Below are 15,174 nucleotides of genomic sequence, written 5' to 3'. Positions count from 1 at the left end.
ACACCAGCGCGAAGCCGCGCAGGGCATCCAGGCGGTCAAAGCGAAAAACAGGCGCGGAAGAAGAAACCACGCTGCCTCAGCGGCCTCGGGCCAAAGGATTGGGCGTTGGCTCACCAATCCGGCTCAGGTGGTTGGTGTCCACGTGGTGGAAGGGCTCGGGCTGGCCCTTGATCATCATCACCGTGTCTTCGTCATACGCCCAGGTGCCGTCCGCGTTGAACTGCACCTTGATGCGGAACTCCACGGTTTTGAAGGCGTAATCAATGAAGGCGCTGGAGCAGATGCCCACGCCGTCGGTCGTCACCAACTCGAAGCTGGTGGCATCGGCCTTGACCTGACCAGACACCATCACCGTTTGCGCGCGGGGAATCGTCAGGGTGTGCGTCACGGTTTCCGTGGCCGGCTCCCACAGCCAATAGCCCACTTGCTCGTGGTAAGTCTTGACCTGGTCAGGCTTGGTGATCAGGACCAGGTAGCGCAGCCCATACAGGAGCTGCGGGCCATTGGTGACCGGATCGATGGGTTGCAGCTCCATGCGCTCCACATAGGCCTGCTTGCGCGGGCCATCGGCCTTGGGTTTGATGTCCAGGCCGCGCGTGCCCTGCCAGATGCCCGCCATGCCGCGCAATGGTCCCAGGTTGGCCAGGGTGTCGACAGCGACGGCGGAGGGTTCGGTGTAGATGTCGTCAGGAAATTGGCTCATGGTCAGGCTCTGGTAAAGGGTAAGGCTCACCCGATTATTAAGCAGTCCATATGATTTTCTTGCACACCGGCATGCCAACTCATCACTTCTCAAGGCCAGGGCACCCCCCTAAGGTGCAAGCTTCATCATTGACTTTTGAATCGACTCCCATGACCATCACCGCCATCAATGTTCGCAACCAGTTCCGCGGCAAAGTCAAAGAAATCGTTGACGGCCCCGTTGTTTCGGAAATCGACGTCGAAACCCCCTCGGGATTGATCGTCACCTCGGTCATCACCACCCGCTCGGTCAAGGAGCTGGGCCTGGTCGTTGGCAAGGAAGTCATTGCTTTGGTCAAGTCGACCGAAGTTTCCATCGCAGCACTCTGAATCCTCAATCACCAAGGAGCGACATGGCCACCCATCCCGATTGGAAGTTCGAAACGAGGTCCGTGCACGCGGGCTATTCTCCAGACCCGACCACGAAGGCGGTGGCCGTGCCGATCTACCAGACGGTGGCTTACGCGTTTGACAGCGCCCAGCATGGCGCTGACCTGTTTGACCTGAAGGTGCCTGGCAACATCTACACGCGCATCATGAATCCCACGCAGGATGTGCTGGAACAGCGCATCGCGGCGCTGGAGGGCGGCATCGGGGCGCTGGCCGTGGCCTCGGGCCAGGCCGCGGTGACCTACGCCATCCAGACCATCGCCGAAGCGGGTGACAACATCGTGTCCAGCACGGCGCTGTATGGCGGCACCTACAACCTGCTGGCGCACACCTTGCCCCAGTTCGGCATCACCACCCGGTTTGCCGACCACCGCAACCCCGACAGTTTCGAGCCCCTGATCGACGACCGCACCAAGGCCATCTTTGTCGAATCGCTGGGCAACCCCTCGGGCACCATCACCGACATCGCCAAGGTGGCCGAGATCGCGCACCGCCATGGCATCCCGCTGATCGTGGACAACACGGTGCCCTCGCCTTACCTTTGCCGCCCGATAGAGCATGGTGCCGACATCGTCGTGCAATCGCTGACCAAGTACCTGGGTGGCCACGGCAACAGCCTCGGCGGCGCAATCGTCGATTCGGGCAAGTTCCCTTGGGCCCAGCACAAGGAGCGCTTCAAGCGCCTGAACGAACCTGATGTGAGCTACCACGGCGTGGTCTACACCGAGGCCCTGGGCCCTGCCGCCTACATTGGCCGGGCGCGCGTGGTCCCGCTGCGCAACACGGGCGCGGCCATCTCGCCGTTCAACAGCTTTTTGATCCTGCAAGGCATCGAGACACTGGCCCTGCGCATGGACCGCATCAGCAGCAATGCGCTCAAGGCCGCGCAATACCTGAGCAGCCACCCTCGCGTCAAATGGGTCAACTATGCCGGGCTGGAAAACCACCCCGACCACGCACTGGTCAAAAAGTATTTGTCGGGCCAGGCATCGGGCCTGCTGACATTTGGCATTGAAGGTGGCCGCGAAGGCGGTGCGCGTTTCCTGGATGGCTTGAAGCTGTTCACACGCCTGGTCAACATCGGGGATGTGCGCTCATTGGCCACCCACCCCGCGTCGACCACGCACCGTCAGTTGTCGCCAGAAGAGTTGGGCAAAGCGGGTGTCACCGAAGATACCGTTCGCTTGTCGGTGGGCATCGAGCACATCGATGATTTGTTGGCTGACCTGGATCAGGCCCTGGCCAGCACGGTGCTTTGATTTTGGTGCAGCAAGGGCTTGATCACCACGAAGGCCTTGGCCTCGATCAGCCCGGTGTTGCGCCAGGTCAGCGCGTCGGTGCCTTCAAACTGAAGCGCGTCGCGCAAGCCCAATTGGTATGAAGCCTCGTCAACCAGTACCTCCAAGGTGCCTTCGGATACAGCCACATTGATCCGGCGGGACTTGGCTGGGGTGGTCAGGCTCAGGCGGGCCCCGGGTGCCAAACGCAGTTCATAGAATTCGTCACGGTGACCCTCGGTAGGCATGTGCAGAGCGCGCAACTCGCCGTCGCCTGGGCCCAAAACCGTGGCCTGGTCTTTGGCGGGCTTGATCAGCAAGACGCTGGCGTCGTGCTGAGACTCCAGAAACCACGACACCGACACGCCCAGCGCCTGGGCGGCCTGCCACAGGGTTCGGATGCTGGGCACGCTTTTACCCTGCTCGATCTGCCCCAGCATGGCGCGAGACACGCCGCTGTACAAGGCCAATTCTTCCAGCGACCAGCGGTGTTGCTTGCGCAAGCGCCGCAGATTGTGGCCGACCAGGGTCGACACGGCACCATCGTTCACGGTAGGAGGAGGTAATTCCAGAGAACTGCTCATGGAATTTTCTCCCTGGAATCCAATTGCGAAAGTCATGCTGGACGATAGGCCGCCTGCGCCCGCAAGGGAACAACGCATTTGACATGTGCATCCTCGTTATGCGCATTGCCATGAGGGGCATGCGCAAAGGTTGCTTCACAGCATGGTGTTCATTCCTTAATGTTTCACCCATCGCGTCATTGCGCAGGATTTGCCCATGAGCTTGAATGGCCTCCATGAATTGGAAAACAGTGCGGTTCAGCACGCCTCACGCCGCTACGCCGGCTCGCAAGTGCGCGTGCTGGTCATCCCCGGGTTGCACAACAGTGGGCGCACCCATTGGCAAACCTGGCTGCAAAGCCAGTACCGGGGGGCGGTCCGCGTCAAGCAGCAGGAGTGGGATCACCCCGAGCTGGATGCCTGGGCCGCGCAGATTGGCGGCACGATCGAAAGCGCGCCGGCCTCCACCACATGGGTGGCCGTGGCCCACAGCTTTGGTTGCCTGGCGCTGGCCCGCTACCTGCGCGCCCTGAACCCCACCTTGTCACCCTCCGGGGGCGGCATCCGAGCCGCCTTGCTGGTGGCGCCGGCCGACCCGGTCAAGTTTGGCGTGGTCGATGCCCTGTCAACGCCGGGGTTGGGCTTGCCGGCCACCGTGATCGGCAGTGAAAATGATCCTTGGATGCCTTTGGACAGCGCCCGGCAATGGGCCGATCACTGGAGCGCACACTTTTTGAACCTGGGCCCCGTGGGCCACATCAACACGGAATCGGGCTTTGGGCCCTGGCCACTGGCTCGCTTCCATGTAGACCAGATGATCCGCGACCAGCAGCGCCAACGGCGCATCGAGCGCGTGCATCCCATGGAACTGACTTACGCGATCTGACCTCACCCACTGAAAGGACTCACCATGCCAAGCTTGCGCCTGGGCGACACCGCCCCTGATTTTGAACAAGACTCTTCCGAAGGCCCCATCCGGTTTCACCAATGGCTGGGCGACAGCTGGGGCGTTCTGTTTTCGCACCCGGCCGATTTCACGCCCGTGTGCACCACGGAGTTGGGCCTGACCGCCAAGCTCAAGGACGAATTCGCCAATCGCAACGTCAAGGTCATCGCCCTGTCGGTGGACCCGGTTGAATCTCATCAACGCTGGATTGGCGACATCAACAGCACGCAGAACACGGTGGTGGATTTCCCCATCATCGCCGATGCTGACCGCAAGGTCTCTGAGTTGTACGACCTGATCCACCCCAACGCCAGCAGCACGCTGACCGTGCGTTCGCTGTTCGTGATCGATCCGACCAAAAAGGTCCGGCTGATCATCACCTACCCGGCCAGCACCGGGCGCAACTTCGACGAGATCCTGCGCGTGATCGACTCGCTGCAACTGACCGAGTACCACAGCGTGGCCACACCGGGCAACTGGAAGGATGGCGACGACGTGGTAATCGTGCCTTCGCTGCAAGACCCTGAAGTGATCAAGCAGAAGTTCCCCAAAGGTTACAAAGCCGTCACACCTTACCTCAGGCTCACACCACAGCCGAACCGCTGATCCCTGACAAGGTAGGGATACTGCAATGCGTTGATGTCTCGCAAAATCCGGGCAAGAACAAACCCTCCCAGGGAGCCCGCATGACGATCGAGACATCACGATGAATCAGCTCACCTGCTCAGTGGCAGCAGGTGAGCCGCACGGTGCGCTGGGCCGCGAGTTGCATGACTGCATCTTGGCCGGGGCCGCCGATCTGTTCACCGTCGAGCTGCAAACCTGCCTGCCTGCCTGCGCGCCGTGCGATCTGTCGCTTCCGCTGGTGGACGCGGACAACGTGGCCGACGTGGCCGCCACCATCGCGGCCTGGCGCTTGAAGCATCCCCACTGCCTTGTGCTCCCGGTGGTGATGGGGCTGTCGCAGCCCCAATTGCTGGCCTTGCTGTCCGCGGGTGCGATCGACTTCGTGAGCCTGCCGCTGGATGAGCCTGCCTTGCTGACCCGCTTGCGCCGCGCCGTGGGTGCGATGCCCGCCACCACAACTTTGCAACGCCCTCCGGTTCAATCACCTGCCTTGCGTGAACTGGTGGGCGCCAGCCCGGCGTTCGTCAAGCAACTGGCCATGCTCCCCACCATCGCGGGGTGCGATGCAGGGGTGCTGATCCTGGGCGAGACAGGTACCGGCAAGGAGGTCTGCGCCCGGGCGATCCACTACACCTCGGCGCGGGCCACACGACCCATGGTGGCCGTGAACTGCGGCGCCATCCCGGCCGATCTGCTGGAGAGCGAGCTGTTCGGCCATGTGCGCGGCGCCTTCACCAGCGCCCACGCCACGCGCAGCGGCCTGGTGCGCGAAGCCGAAGGCGGCACCCTGTTCCTGGACGAGATCGACTCGTTGCCCCTGCCCGCACAAGCCAAGCTGCTGCGCTTTCTGCAGGACATGGAGTTCCGTCCGGTCGGTGGTGATTCGGTGCTGAAAGCCAATGTCCGCGTGATCGCTGCCTGCAATCAAGATCTGGCGGGCCTGGTCGAACGCGGCCTTTTCCGCCGCGACCTGTTCTTCCGCCTGCACGTGCTGACCGTGGTGCTGCCGCCCTTGCGCGACCGCGCCGAGGACATCTGCACCCTGGCCTTGCGATTCCTTCAGCAGTTCTCTGCCCAATCAGGGCGACCACCCATCGGGTTGTCGCCTCAGGCCGTCAAACGGCTGCTGGCCCACGACTGGCCCGGCAATGTGCGCGAACTCAAGCATGTGATCGAGCGGGCTGTTCTGCTGGCACAGGGTTCGAGCATCCTGCCCGATGATCTTCAATTGCAAGCGATCGACACCACGGCAGGCGCAGGCGAATCCTTCCAGGACGCCAAGACACGCATCGTCGATGCCTTCGAGCGCGGTTACCTGGAGCGCCTGCTGGCAGCCCATGGCGGCAACATCACGCAGGCCGCCGAGGTGGCCCAGAAGAACCGGAGGGCACTGTTCGAGTTGATACGCAAGCACGGCATTTGCGCCGAGCGCTTTCGGCCCAAGGATGCCGCCGCGCATTGACCAGGACATTTCCGCGCATCTGGTCGGACAAATTTGTCCAGGTGCTTTCCTGCTGTGATGGCCCCCAGGTAAAGCGGCCTTGAGCAGGGCCAAGGTGGACACATTTGTCCGCGGACATGACTGCCCGAGATGTCTTTCCCCTCTGTGATCAGCCTGCTTGATGCATGGCACCGAGATTGCGTATAGACAGGTCAAGGGATTGCATGTCGCCATGAATGTTTCTGCTTCGGTCGCGAAGATCGTGGGTGTCCTGTCGTGCTATTTGCGGCAGAACCCCCTTGCGTCTGACACCCAGCAAGGCATTGCGCAGTGGTGGCTGAAATCAGGTGAGGTGTCCTTGGTTGACCTGGCGCAAGCGCTCAAGCAGATGGAGCAGGCCGGTGTCATCGAGGCGAGCAACGCGGCAGACGGGCAGGTGCGTTACCGGCGCACCGGCCTGAACGCCAAGGTCGATGAAACGCTTGACCGTTTCATCGCGAATTCTTGATCGATTGAATGACTGTTCCAGGAGGCACACATGGTGCAAGTGAGTTACCCAGGCGTCTACATCCAGGAAGTGTCGAGCGGCGTGCACACCATCACCAGCGTGGGCACCTCGATCACTGCTTTCATCGACTTCTTCCGGGAAGGGCCTATGAACGAGGCAATCGAGATCTTCGGCATGGCCGATTTTCAGCGCGTCTTCGGTGGCCTGGATGACCGGAGCGAGGCAAGCTACGCCATTGCCCAGTACTTCCTCAATGGGGGTGGCTCGGCCTATGTGATCCGCGTGGCCACGGCGGACGGCACCCATCCGGTGTCACTGGCCGGCGCCGTACTGAAGGCGGATGCATCGGGTGGTGGCGCGGCCGTGTTGGACGTGCGCGCCTACAGCGAGGGCCTGTGGGGCAACAACGTTCGGGTGGACGTGGACTACAACGTGGACTTCAGCAAGCCCGACGCCGCCACGCTGTTCAACCTCACGGTGACCCGGTATGACGGTCCCAGTGCCAAGGCCAAGCCCCTGGGCAGCGAGCGCTTCCTGAACCTCACGATGGACGACAGCAAGCCACGTTACGCCGTCAAGGTGATCAACGATGGCTCGAAGTTGATCAAGGTGCTGAAGGGCGCAGGGGCCACCGCCACCAATCGACCAGCCTCCAGCGGCACCATCAGCGGCGATCTGGCGGCTTTGGCGCTGGCCGACTTCAATGGTTTCAGCGGCAAGAAGATCAGCGTCAAAATCGGGGCACTGGCAGCTGTGGATGCCACGCTGGACGTCTGGGCCGCGGGCACCGTGACCACCCTGGCCCAGCTTCGGCCCCGCCTGGAGAAGGCGATTCGCGCGGCCAATGTCAATTCCACTTCTTACACCGGCGCCACGGTGGACGTGGTGGGCACGAGGCTGCGCGTGTTGTCGGGCAAAGGCAGCACCACCTTCGATCCAGTCGAGACCGTGCTCATTGCCAATGCCGCTGCCGACACCACGGCCACCACGCTGGCGCTGGTGGCCGCCAACAACACCAATGTGCAGCAGTACCCTTTGGGGCTGGTGGCAGGGGCGGACGTGGCGGCGCTCAAGAAGTCCACGGTGGGTGGCGATGGCATCGCCCCCGACGCCACGGCCATCATCGGCAACCCGGCGCTGTTCACAGGCCTGAACGCACTTGAAAAAGTCGACCTGTTCAACATCCTGTGCATTCCACGCGCGGTGGCCGATGGCTTCCCCGACTCGCAGACGCGCGCCGTCTACAGCGCCGCGCTGGCCTTCTGCGAACGCAAGCGTGCCTTCGCCTTGATCGACTTCCCCTCCGACAAGAACGAGGTGCAGGAGATCAAGGACTGGCTGGACGACCACAATGAATTCCGCAACAAGAACGCGGCGCTGTACTTTCCGCGCACGCAGATCCCGGACCCGGTCAACGAGTTCCGCCTGCGCTCTGTGGCCGCCAGCGGCACCGTTGCCGGCATCTACGCGCGCACCGACAGCCAACGTGGCGTCTGGAAGGCGCCGGCCGGGGTCGAAGCCGTGCTGAACGGCGTGGCACAACTCGACACCAAGCTGACCGACGCCGAGAACGGCGTGCTCAATCCCTTGGCCATCAACTGCCTGCGCACCTTCCCGGTTTATGGCGGCATTGCCTGGGGCGCGCGCACCCTGGTCGGCGCCGACCAGATGGGCTCGGAGTGGAAATACGTGCCCATCCGCCGCCTGGCCTTGATGCTGGAAGAGTCGCTGTTCCGAGGGACCAAGTGGGTGGTGTTCGAGCCCAATGACGAACCGCTGTGGGCCAACATCCGCCTCAACGTGGGCGCCTACATGAACTCGCTGTTCCGCCAGGGCGCCTTCCAGGGCGGCACGCCGAAGGAGGCCTATTTCGTCAAGTGCGATGGCGAGACCACCAACCAGAACGATCGCAACCAGGGCATCGTCAACATCCAGGTCGGTTTCGCCCCGCTCAAGCCCGCCGAATTTGTCGTCATCAGCATCCAGCAGATCGCTGGTGATCTGTAAATAAATACCGGAGAACCTCGTCATGGCCAATACCGGTTTCGTCGTCAACGCGACCCGCATCGATCCCTACAAGAACTTCAAATTCCGCGTGCTGTGGGACGGCAAGGCCGTGCTCGGCGTGTCCAAGGTCAGCTCGCTCAAGCGCACCACCGAGGTGGTCAAGCACCGCAGCGGCGGGCAGAACAGCTATGACCATAAATCACCCGGCCGCTCGACCTACGAAGGCGTGACGCTGGAGCGCGGCATCACCCACGACCTGGAGTTCGAGAAGTGGGCCAATGCGGTCGGCAGCTACGCCGGCGACTCGGCCATGGACCTGGCGGGCTACAAGAAGGATCTGACCCTGGAAGTGCTCAACGAGAAGAGCCAGGTGGCCATCCGCTACTTCCTCTTCCGCTGCTGGGTCAGCGAGTTCGTCACCCTGCCCGACCTGGACGCCAATGCGAACGCCGTGGCGATCGAGCACATCAAGATCGAACTGGAAGGCTGGGTGCGCGATGCCGACACGCCTGAGCCGAACGAGGCGGGCTGATGATGGCTGGGCAGGATGCTCAGGCCTGGCGGGCGCGTGCCGTGGGCAGCGCGGCGGCAGACATCGACCTGGTGTTCGATGCGGCTGACCGCCCTGGCACGGTGACCGCTTTGCTGACCGCTTGCGTGTGCGGCCCTGATGGGCAGGCGATCGAGGCGGATGAGGCCTGGGACTGGACGCTGAACCAGCGCTTGCAGGCCTTGATCGCCATGCGCTTGGCCGCTCAGGAGCCCGTCATCGAGTTGCAAAGCGCGTGCACTCAGTGCAACGAGCCCATGGAAGTCGCGCTGGATTTGCGCGCCTTGGCCGGCCAGTCGGCTGCGCCGCGCTTCAATTGGCGCAGCGACAGCGGCGTCGAGTTGGCATTGCGCCTGCCCCGTGGCCGTGATCTGCAAAGCTGGATGCTGGAAGGACCTTCTTCGCAAGAGGCCCTGGCCGCGTCTTTGATTGAAGCGGTGCATGGTGTGGCGCCTGATGAAGAGCCGCCGGCCCTGTCCACGCTGCTGCCCATGCTGGACGATGCCTTTGAGGCGCACGACCCTTTGACCGCCCTGCGCCTGCACACGACCTGCCCCGCCTGCGCGCAGGACAACACCCTGGTTTGTGACCTGGAAGCCCTGCTGATCGACGGGTTCTCGCGCGCGCAAGCCCGCATGCTGGATGACGTGCTGCAACTGGCCAGCGCCTTCCATTGGCGCGAGGCTGACATCCTGGCCCTGCCCCGCTGGCGGCGCGCGCACTACCTGCGGCAGCTTGACCGTGAAGGAGCCTGGGCATGAGCGGCTACTTTGCCCGACTGGCCGCGCAGGTCGCACCGCCTGCGGTGACGCCCGGCGCACCCACCACGGTGAGCCCTTCAATGTTTGAGCAGCATGCCGAGGTCATGGCGCCCATGGCCACCACCGCACCCCCTCTGAGTTTGAGTGAGGAGCGCCAGACCTCGTCGTTGCTGGGTACGCTGCCTAGGCAAAAGGCGCAAACCACCTCAGAGGCTCCAACGATGGCGCGACCGGCAGAACCGCTCACCCAAGCACCAGCCGACACCTTGCCTGTGCCCGACGCGATGGCATGGCCGGTCCATGTCCAACCAGGCAAGCCAGCCTTGGCCTCGCCAATGGTTCATTCTCAAAGCGAAGCCTGGGCAGACAAAGCTTTGGCGCCGCTGACCACGACTCTGACCAACACCACGTTGAGTTCGCCTCGGCAACCACGCGACATGCACTTGTCGCAAGCCGCGCCCCAGTTGGTCAAAGAGGCGCTATCAACCCTGGCAAGCTCCAGCAGCGTGGACCTGCCTCGGCAAAAACCTGAGTCGCAGGAACAAAGCCGGAGCCTGGCACGGCAAACCCCTGAACAGCCCACCTCTGTGGGGTCGTCATTCACGGTCCGGCCAGTGCAGCCTGACCACCAGCGCGAATCACGCCCAACGATCAAGCCCTCCAACCCAGGCGAGGCCATGCCCCGGACCCACGTCCGCATTGGCACCATCACCCTGGAAGTGCGCGCCGCCAGCCCTGCGACGGTGATCATGCCCGAGCCTCAGCCCGTGGCCGAACCCACCCCGGCGCCAGCGCGGTTCGCCTTGCGCCGCCACCATGTGCGTTGGAGCTGAGCCATGTCACTTGCCGCCAGCAGTGAGGCCATCGGCGCTGTCAGCGATCTGCTGAAGGTCCAGCTTGCATCCCGAACCGGCATCAATGCCGTGGCCGTGGGCCGACCCGAAGATGCCAGCAATGCCGGCGCGACGGGCGGCAGCTTCAACCTCTTCCTCTACCGTGTGGGCATTGACGCCAACCTGCGCAACCGCCCTCTTGACGCCGGCCAGGCCCCGCCAGTCTGGTTGGTGCTGTACTACCTGCTGACCGCCTTCGATGGCGCAGACAGCGACTCCATCGCCGCGCACAAGCTGCTAAGCCGGGGCATGCTAGCCCTGAACAGCATGAGCGTGATCCCGCCCGACCCGACCAACGCCGCCTTGTCGAGCAGCCCGGATCCTTTGCGCATCACCTTCGACGAGGCCGATGTCGAGATGCTGTCCAAGATCATGCAAGGCAGTGAAGAGAAGTACCGCATCTCGGCCGCTTTCCAGGTCCGCCCGGTCATGCTGGCGCCGATGGACACGCCTCCGGCGTATGCGTTGCCCGTCAAGACCATCGGCAAGCCACTGCCGCCGCCGCAGATGTACGAAGGCGTCACGGCCCTGCCCAGCCTGGGCCCCAGGCTCAGCGCCATCGAACCAGAGCGCATCAGCGCTGGCCAGGACTTCGTGCTGCGGGGTGTTGATCTGGCGGGCTACGATCAGATCATGGTGGGTGCCTCGGTCTACCCCGCCACGCCCACGGCAGACGGCGGTTTGAGCACCACCATCCCACTGGCCGACCCCATCACGGCAGGCGCCTACCCCGTCTGCGTGGCGCGCACGCTGCCCGATGGGCACACCTTGAGCAGCAATGCGGTGGCAGGGCACCTTGTGCCCAGGGTCACCAGCGTGAACCTGCCCGTACCGCTCACCCTGGTGGCAGGCAAGCTGTTCGGTCAGTTCGTGGTCAATGGTGCGCAACTGGGCGGGCCTGATGCCGCCATCTACGCGGCGCTTTACCTCAATGGCCAAGCGCAATTGCTGCTGGAGCCATTGCCCGGCGGCAGCGCCACCTCCCTCACCTTTGCCGTCAGCGACGTTCAAGCGCTGGCACCCAATCCCAACTACCGGGTGATCCTGCGCGTGAATGGCGAGCAGGCCCTGGACTCTCCCGTGCTGAGCTGGACATGAGCGCGCCACTCGCCGCCACGCCTGTTTCCATGAACCCCGACCTGGGCGTGGGTGACCCGGTGTGCGCCCATTGGCTGGCACAGGTGACCTGGCGTCTGCGGCGCGAGATCGCCTGGTGCTGGCACCAGCGGGGCCATGGCGCCGCGCCTGTACCTGGTGCTTTGCCGCCCATCACGGACCCGGTGCAAGACAGCCTGGACCTGGCGCGCTTTCGCGACGACAAGCGGGCCTTCTTTGCCGAGGACACGACCGCGCGCTACTTGAGCGACCGCATTGCCGAGCTGGAGGCACCTCGTCTGCGCCTCAGTCGCCACGGGGATTGGGCTTGGCTGACGCGCACTTGCGGCTTGACGCCAGCGGCCCAGTTCGTGCTGGCCTGCGCGCTGGCGGGGCGTGTCGATGCCTCGATCGGCGCGGTGTGCGCGGCCTGCCAGAACGACCTGTCTCGCCCCTGGCCAACGCTGGCATTGGCACAACGCCTGTGGGACGACCCCATGGCCGTGGCCGCCTGCGCCGACGCCAGTCATGCCTTGTTCCACCATGGCCTGCTGCACTTGCCAAGCGGGCGGGAAGTGCTGGACTGGCATCAAGCGCTGGACATGCCCGCCAGCGTGGCGCAGGCCCTGTTGGATCCTCAAAGCAGCCCCCGAGGCCTGCTGCAAAACGGTGATGTCCCCACGCGCGAACTGCCGCGCGAGATGCAAGCCGTGCTGGCACGCTTGCGCTCTGACCCACCCACCGCCATGCAGGTGTTGCCTTTACAGGCGCAGCTCGGCACCGATTTCACCACCTGGGCGCAGGCCCTGAGCGCCGCCGCGGGCCGAGGCCTGTGCGTGCTGAGCGACGACATCACCCCCGAGCGCGGCTTGGCCGCCGCAGCGACCGTCTGCTGGCTGAGAGGCGTGGACGTGCTGCTCCCGGAACATTGGCAAGAACGCTGCTGCGCCACTGGTGCAGATCACTGGACCTCGTCATTAGCGGCCCTGCCATTGCGCTGGTACCTGCCCACCACCGATGGCGGCCAAGCTGCAAGAGTCCTGCCAGGCAAGCTGATGCTGCCCACCTGCACCCTGCCGCCGTTGAACGTGGCAGCCCGGGGTCAGCGGCTGAACGCATTACTCGCTGACTGCGCCCCCGCCGTTCGCGAGGCCATCCCCGAAGCTGCGCGGCGCTTCCGCATGGCCGAGCGCCCGCTGGATCGCGCCGCAGCAGCGGCCTCCGCCTTGGGCGATGAAGCCAGCGCCTCGGACTTGTTCGCCGTGTGCCGCGCCGAAGCCCGGCTTGAACTCGACGGCCTGGCCAATGCCGTGATGCCACGCTTCGCCCTGAACGAACTGGTGCTGCCCACCGCACAGGCCCAGCAACTGCGCGAAATCGTCGCGGCCATGTCCGTGCTGGGCCGGGTTCACCATGATTGGGGCACGGCTCAAGCCTGGAACGAAAGCGGCCTGTCGGTGCTGTTCTGCGGCCCACCGGGCACCGGCAAGACCATGGCCGCCGAAGCCCTGGCGCACGAACTGGATTTACCCATGTACCGCATCGACCTGTCCCAGGTCGTCAACAAATACATCGGCGAGACCGAAAAGAACCTGCGCCGCATCTTCGACGCCGCCGAGACCAGCGACTGCCTGATGTTCTTCGACGAGGCCGACGCCTTGTTCGGCAAGCGCACGGAGGTGAAAGACGCGCACGACCGCTTTGCCAACATCGAGATCAGCTATTTGCTCGAACGCATGGAGCGCTTCAAGGGCCTGGCCGTGCTGGCCAGCAACCGCCGCAAGGATCTGGACGAGGCATTCACACGCCGCCTGCGCCACATCGTGGAGTTCCCGGTGCCGGGCGTCGTTGAGCGTGAGCAGCTGTGGCGACAGGTCTTCCCCGCCCAGGTCGACATCACCGAGCTGGACTGCCGCTGGCTGGCCCAGCAATTCGACATGGCGGGTGGCCACATCCGCTCGGCCGCGTTCAACGCCTGCTTGCTGGCCGCATCCAAGCAAGGCGCGCAGTCGCCAGCACGTGTTGACATGCCCCACGTGCTCACCGCCATCAAGCGAGAGTTGGAAAAGATGAACCGCGTGGCCGGCCGAGAGCAATTCGGGCGCTATGCCGCACTCATGGAGGTCTGGGCATGAAGCTGGACATTGATCACCTGGCGGTCACGCTGCAAGGCGTGTCCACGGAGATGGGCGGGCAGGTGCAAGACTTGTTGGGCCCCGCCTTGACCCATCGCCTGTCCGACCTGAAGCTGCGTGGTGCCAGCAGTGTCATCGCCCAAGCCGACCTGGGGGCCATTGATGCCCACGTCGGCATGGATGCGCACGCGCTGACCGACTTGATCGCCGCACGCCTGGTCGACTGGATCGGCACCACGCAAGGGGAGACGGTCTGATGGCACTCTTCCCATTGCGCGGCGTGCTGGTGGAATACGGCGCCAACATCCTCGGGCCGATCCCGAACATCGTCGTCTTCCAGTTCAACCCCGAACAGATGACGCGCACCATCACCATTCCCCAGCCGCCCAGCACCGCGGCCGCACAGCCGCGTACCGAGAACCACGCGGCGGCCGCACCACCTTCGGAGCGCTTCGAAATCACTGCGCGTTTTTCAGCGGCGGATGACCTGGGCGCTGGCGGCGCGGTCTCGGCCATCCCCCGGCTGTTCGGCGTGGGCCCGCAAATCGCGGCGCTGGAAAAAATGGTCTACCCGCCTACCACGCCGGGCGGCCTGATCGGGGCGGCCATCGACGCCGTGGGATCAGCCATCTCCGGGCCCAGCACCACGCCGCCGTCGCAGCCCATCCCCCGCGTGCCTTTGCCGCGCATCCTGTTCATCTGGGGGCCCTCGCGTGTGCTGCCGGTGACGATCACCTCGATGTCCATCACCGAGCAGAAGTACGACGTGCTGCTCAACCCCATCCAGGCCGAAGTGAAGATCGGCCTGCAGGTGTCCAGCCAGGCCCCCACCGACGACGCCGTGGGCGCAGGCGCCTACAAGTACACGCAAATGATCAAGGACACCCAGGCGACCCTGAACCTAGCCAAGGCGGTTGAGTTTGCGCTGGACATCATTCCCTTTTGATGAAGGATGGAGAAGCCCTCATGTTCCTGAAGAACTCCCGCTACTTCGGCTTGCCCACCGTCACCGCGCCAGACCGGGCCGGTGGCCCCGTGGCCGCCGTCAAGCTGCGCCCGCTGCCACCGACGCCCGGCGTTGAGGCGACCGTGCGATCACACGACCAGCTTGACGCCATGAGTGAGCAGCGCTACGGCGATGCCACGCGCTACTGGCACGTGGCCGATGCCAACACCGAGCTGGAAGCCGCCTCCTTGCTGGCGCCCACCGGCCGCACCATCCAGATCCCCAACAGCTGAG

The 15,174-nt window shown here is 64.1% G+C and carries 17 protein-coding genes; 15 read left to right on the top strand and 2 right to left on the bottom strand.

Annotated elements, in window-relative coordinates; genetic code table 11:
• Positions 1-76: 76 nt before the first annotated feature.
• Positions 77-703, bottom strand: coding sequence for an FABP family protein (locus LQ232_RS13890; RefSeq protein ID WP_230180944.1), 627 nt, complete (start codon positions 701-703; stop codon positions 77-79).
• A 149-nt stretch (positions 704-852) separates the two neighbouring features.
• Between LQ232_RS13890 and LQ232_RS13885 the strand changes: the two genes are divergently transcribed.
• The gene (locus LQ232_RS13885; protein WP_230180943.1) at positions 853-1,071 is read left to right on the top strand and encodes a molybdopterin-binding protein; all 219 of its coding nucleotides are present in this window, start codon (positions 853-855) and stop codon (positions 1,069-1,071) included.
• Between the two features lie 23 nt (positions 1,072-1,094).
• Positions 1,095-2,390: an O-acetylhomoserine aminocarboxypropyltransferase/cysteine synthase family protein gene (locus LQ232_RS13880; protein ID WP_230180942.1), complete on the top strand. Its 1,296-nt coding sequence runs from the start codon at positions 1,095-1,097 to the stop codon at positions 2,388-2,390.
• Here the strand turns inward: LQ232_RS13880 and LQ232_RS13875 are convergent.
• Positions 2,363-2,992, bottom strand: coding sequence for an XRE family transcriptional regulator (locus tag LQ232_RS13875; protein WP_230180941.1), 630 nt, complete (start codon positions 2,990-2,992; stop codon positions 2,363-2,365). The two genes, LQ232_RS13880 and LQ232_RS13875, sit on opposite strands and share 28 nt — an antisense overlap.
• 196 nt (positions 2,993-3,188) lie before the next feature.
• Here LQ232_RS13875 and LQ232_RS13870 point away from each other — a divergent pair, with 196 nt between their 5' ends.
• The 13 genes from LQ232_RS13870 (at position 3,189) to LQ232_RS13810 (ending at position 15,173) form a co-directional block, all read left to right on the top strand.
• Complete coding sequence (locus LQ232_RS13870; protein WP_230180940.1) at positions 3,189-3,857, top strand: alpha/beta hydrolase; 669 nt, start codon at positions 3,189-3,191, stop codon at positions 3,855-3,857.
• Positions 3,858-3,881: 24 nt separating this feature from the next.
• Complete coding sequence (locus LQ232_RS13865) at positions 3,882-4,523, top strand: peroxiredoxin (RefSeq protein WP_230180939.1); 642 nt, start codon at positions 3,882-3,884, stop codon at positions 4,521-4,523.
• 100 nt (positions 4,524-4,623) lie between these two features.
• Entirely contained in the window at positions 4,624-6,006 is a 1,383-nt protein-coding gene (locus LQ232_RS13860) for a sigma-54-dependent Fis family transcriptional regulator (protein WP_230180938.1), read from the top strand.
• A gap of 211 nt (positions 6,007-6,217) precedes the next feature.
• Complete coding sequence (locus LQ232_RS13855; RefSeq protein ID WP_230180937.1) at positions 6,218-6,493, top strand: hypothetical protein; 276 nt, start codon at positions 6,218-6,220, stop codon at positions 6,491-6,493.
• Between the two features lie 30 nt (positions 6,494-6,523).
• A complete protein-coding gene (locus LQ232_RS13850) occupies positions 6,524-8,500 on the top strand; it encodes a phage tail sheath subtilisin-like domain-containing protein (RefSeq protein WP_230180936.1) in 1,977 nt (658 codons plus the stop codon).
• Between the two features lie 22 nt (positions 8,501-8,522).
• Positions 8,523-9,032 carry a phage tail protein gene (locus LQ232_RS13845; protein WP_230180935.1) on the top strand — a complete coding sequence of 170 codons (510 nt, stop codon included), beginning with the start codon at positions 8,523-8,525 and terminating at the stop codon, positions 9,030-9,032.
• On the top strand, positions 9,032-9,811 hold the full coding sequence (locus LQ232_RS13840; protein ID WP_230180934.1) for a hypothetical protein: 780 nt from the start codon (positions 9,032-9,034) through the stop codon (positions 9,809-9,811). Before LQ232_RS13845 ends, LQ232_RS13840 begins: the two co-directional genes overlap by 1 nt.
• Positions 9,808-10,644 carry a hypothetical protein gene (locus tag LQ232_RS13835; RefSeq protein WP_230180933.1) on the top strand — a complete coding sequence of 279 codons (837 nt, stop codon included), beginning with the start codon at positions 9,808-9,810 and terminating at the stop codon, positions 10,642-10,644. The genes LQ232_RS13840 and LQ232_RS13835 overlap by 4 nt, the downstream gene beginning before the upstream one ends.
• A 3-nt stretch (positions 10,645-10,647) precedes the next feature.
• Entirely contained in the window at positions 10,648-11,802 is a 1,155-nt protein-coding gene (locus tag LQ232_RS13830; protein ID WP_230180932.1) for a DUF4255 domain-containing protein, read from the top strand.
• Positions 11,799-13,934, top strand: coding sequence for an ATP-binding protein (locus LQ232_RS13825; protein ID WP_230180931.1), 2,136 nt, complete (start codon positions 11,799-11,801; stop codon positions 13,932-13,934). The genes LQ232_RS13830 and LQ232_RS13825 overlap by 4 nt, the downstream gene beginning before the upstream one ends.
• Complete coding sequence (locus tag LQ232_RS13820) at positions 13,931-14,191, top strand: hypothetical protein (RefSeq protein ID WP_230180930.1); 261 nt, start codon at positions 13,931-13,933, stop codon at positions 14,189-14,191. The genes LQ232_RS13825 and LQ232_RS13820 overlap by 4 nt, the downstream gene beginning before the upstream one ends.
• Complete coding sequence (locus LQ232_RS13815) at positions 14,191-14,880, top strand: hypothetical protein (RefSeq protein WP_230180929.1); 690 nt, start codon at positions 14,191-14,193, stop codon at positions 14,878-14,880. The genes LQ232_RS13820 and LQ232_RS13815 overlap by 1 nt, the downstream gene beginning before the upstream one ends.
• 20 nt (positions 14,881-14,900) lie before the next feature.
• On the top strand, positions 14,901-15,173 hold the full coding sequence (locus tag LQ232_RS13810) for a hypothetical protein (protein WP_230180928.1): 273 nt from the start codon (positions 14,901-14,903) through the stop codon (positions 15,171-15,173).
• Position 15,174 lies beyond the last annotated feature (1 nt).

This window comes from Aquabacterium sp. CECT 9606 (assembly GCF_918741295.1).
Taxonomy (GTDB): domain Bacteria; phylum Pseudomonadota; class Gammaproteobacteria; order Burkholderiales; family Burkholderiaceae_C; genus Aquabacterium.
The sequence above is the reverse complement of the archived record's forward strand: the minus strand, read 5'-3'. Positions and strand labels throughout refer to the sequence as shown.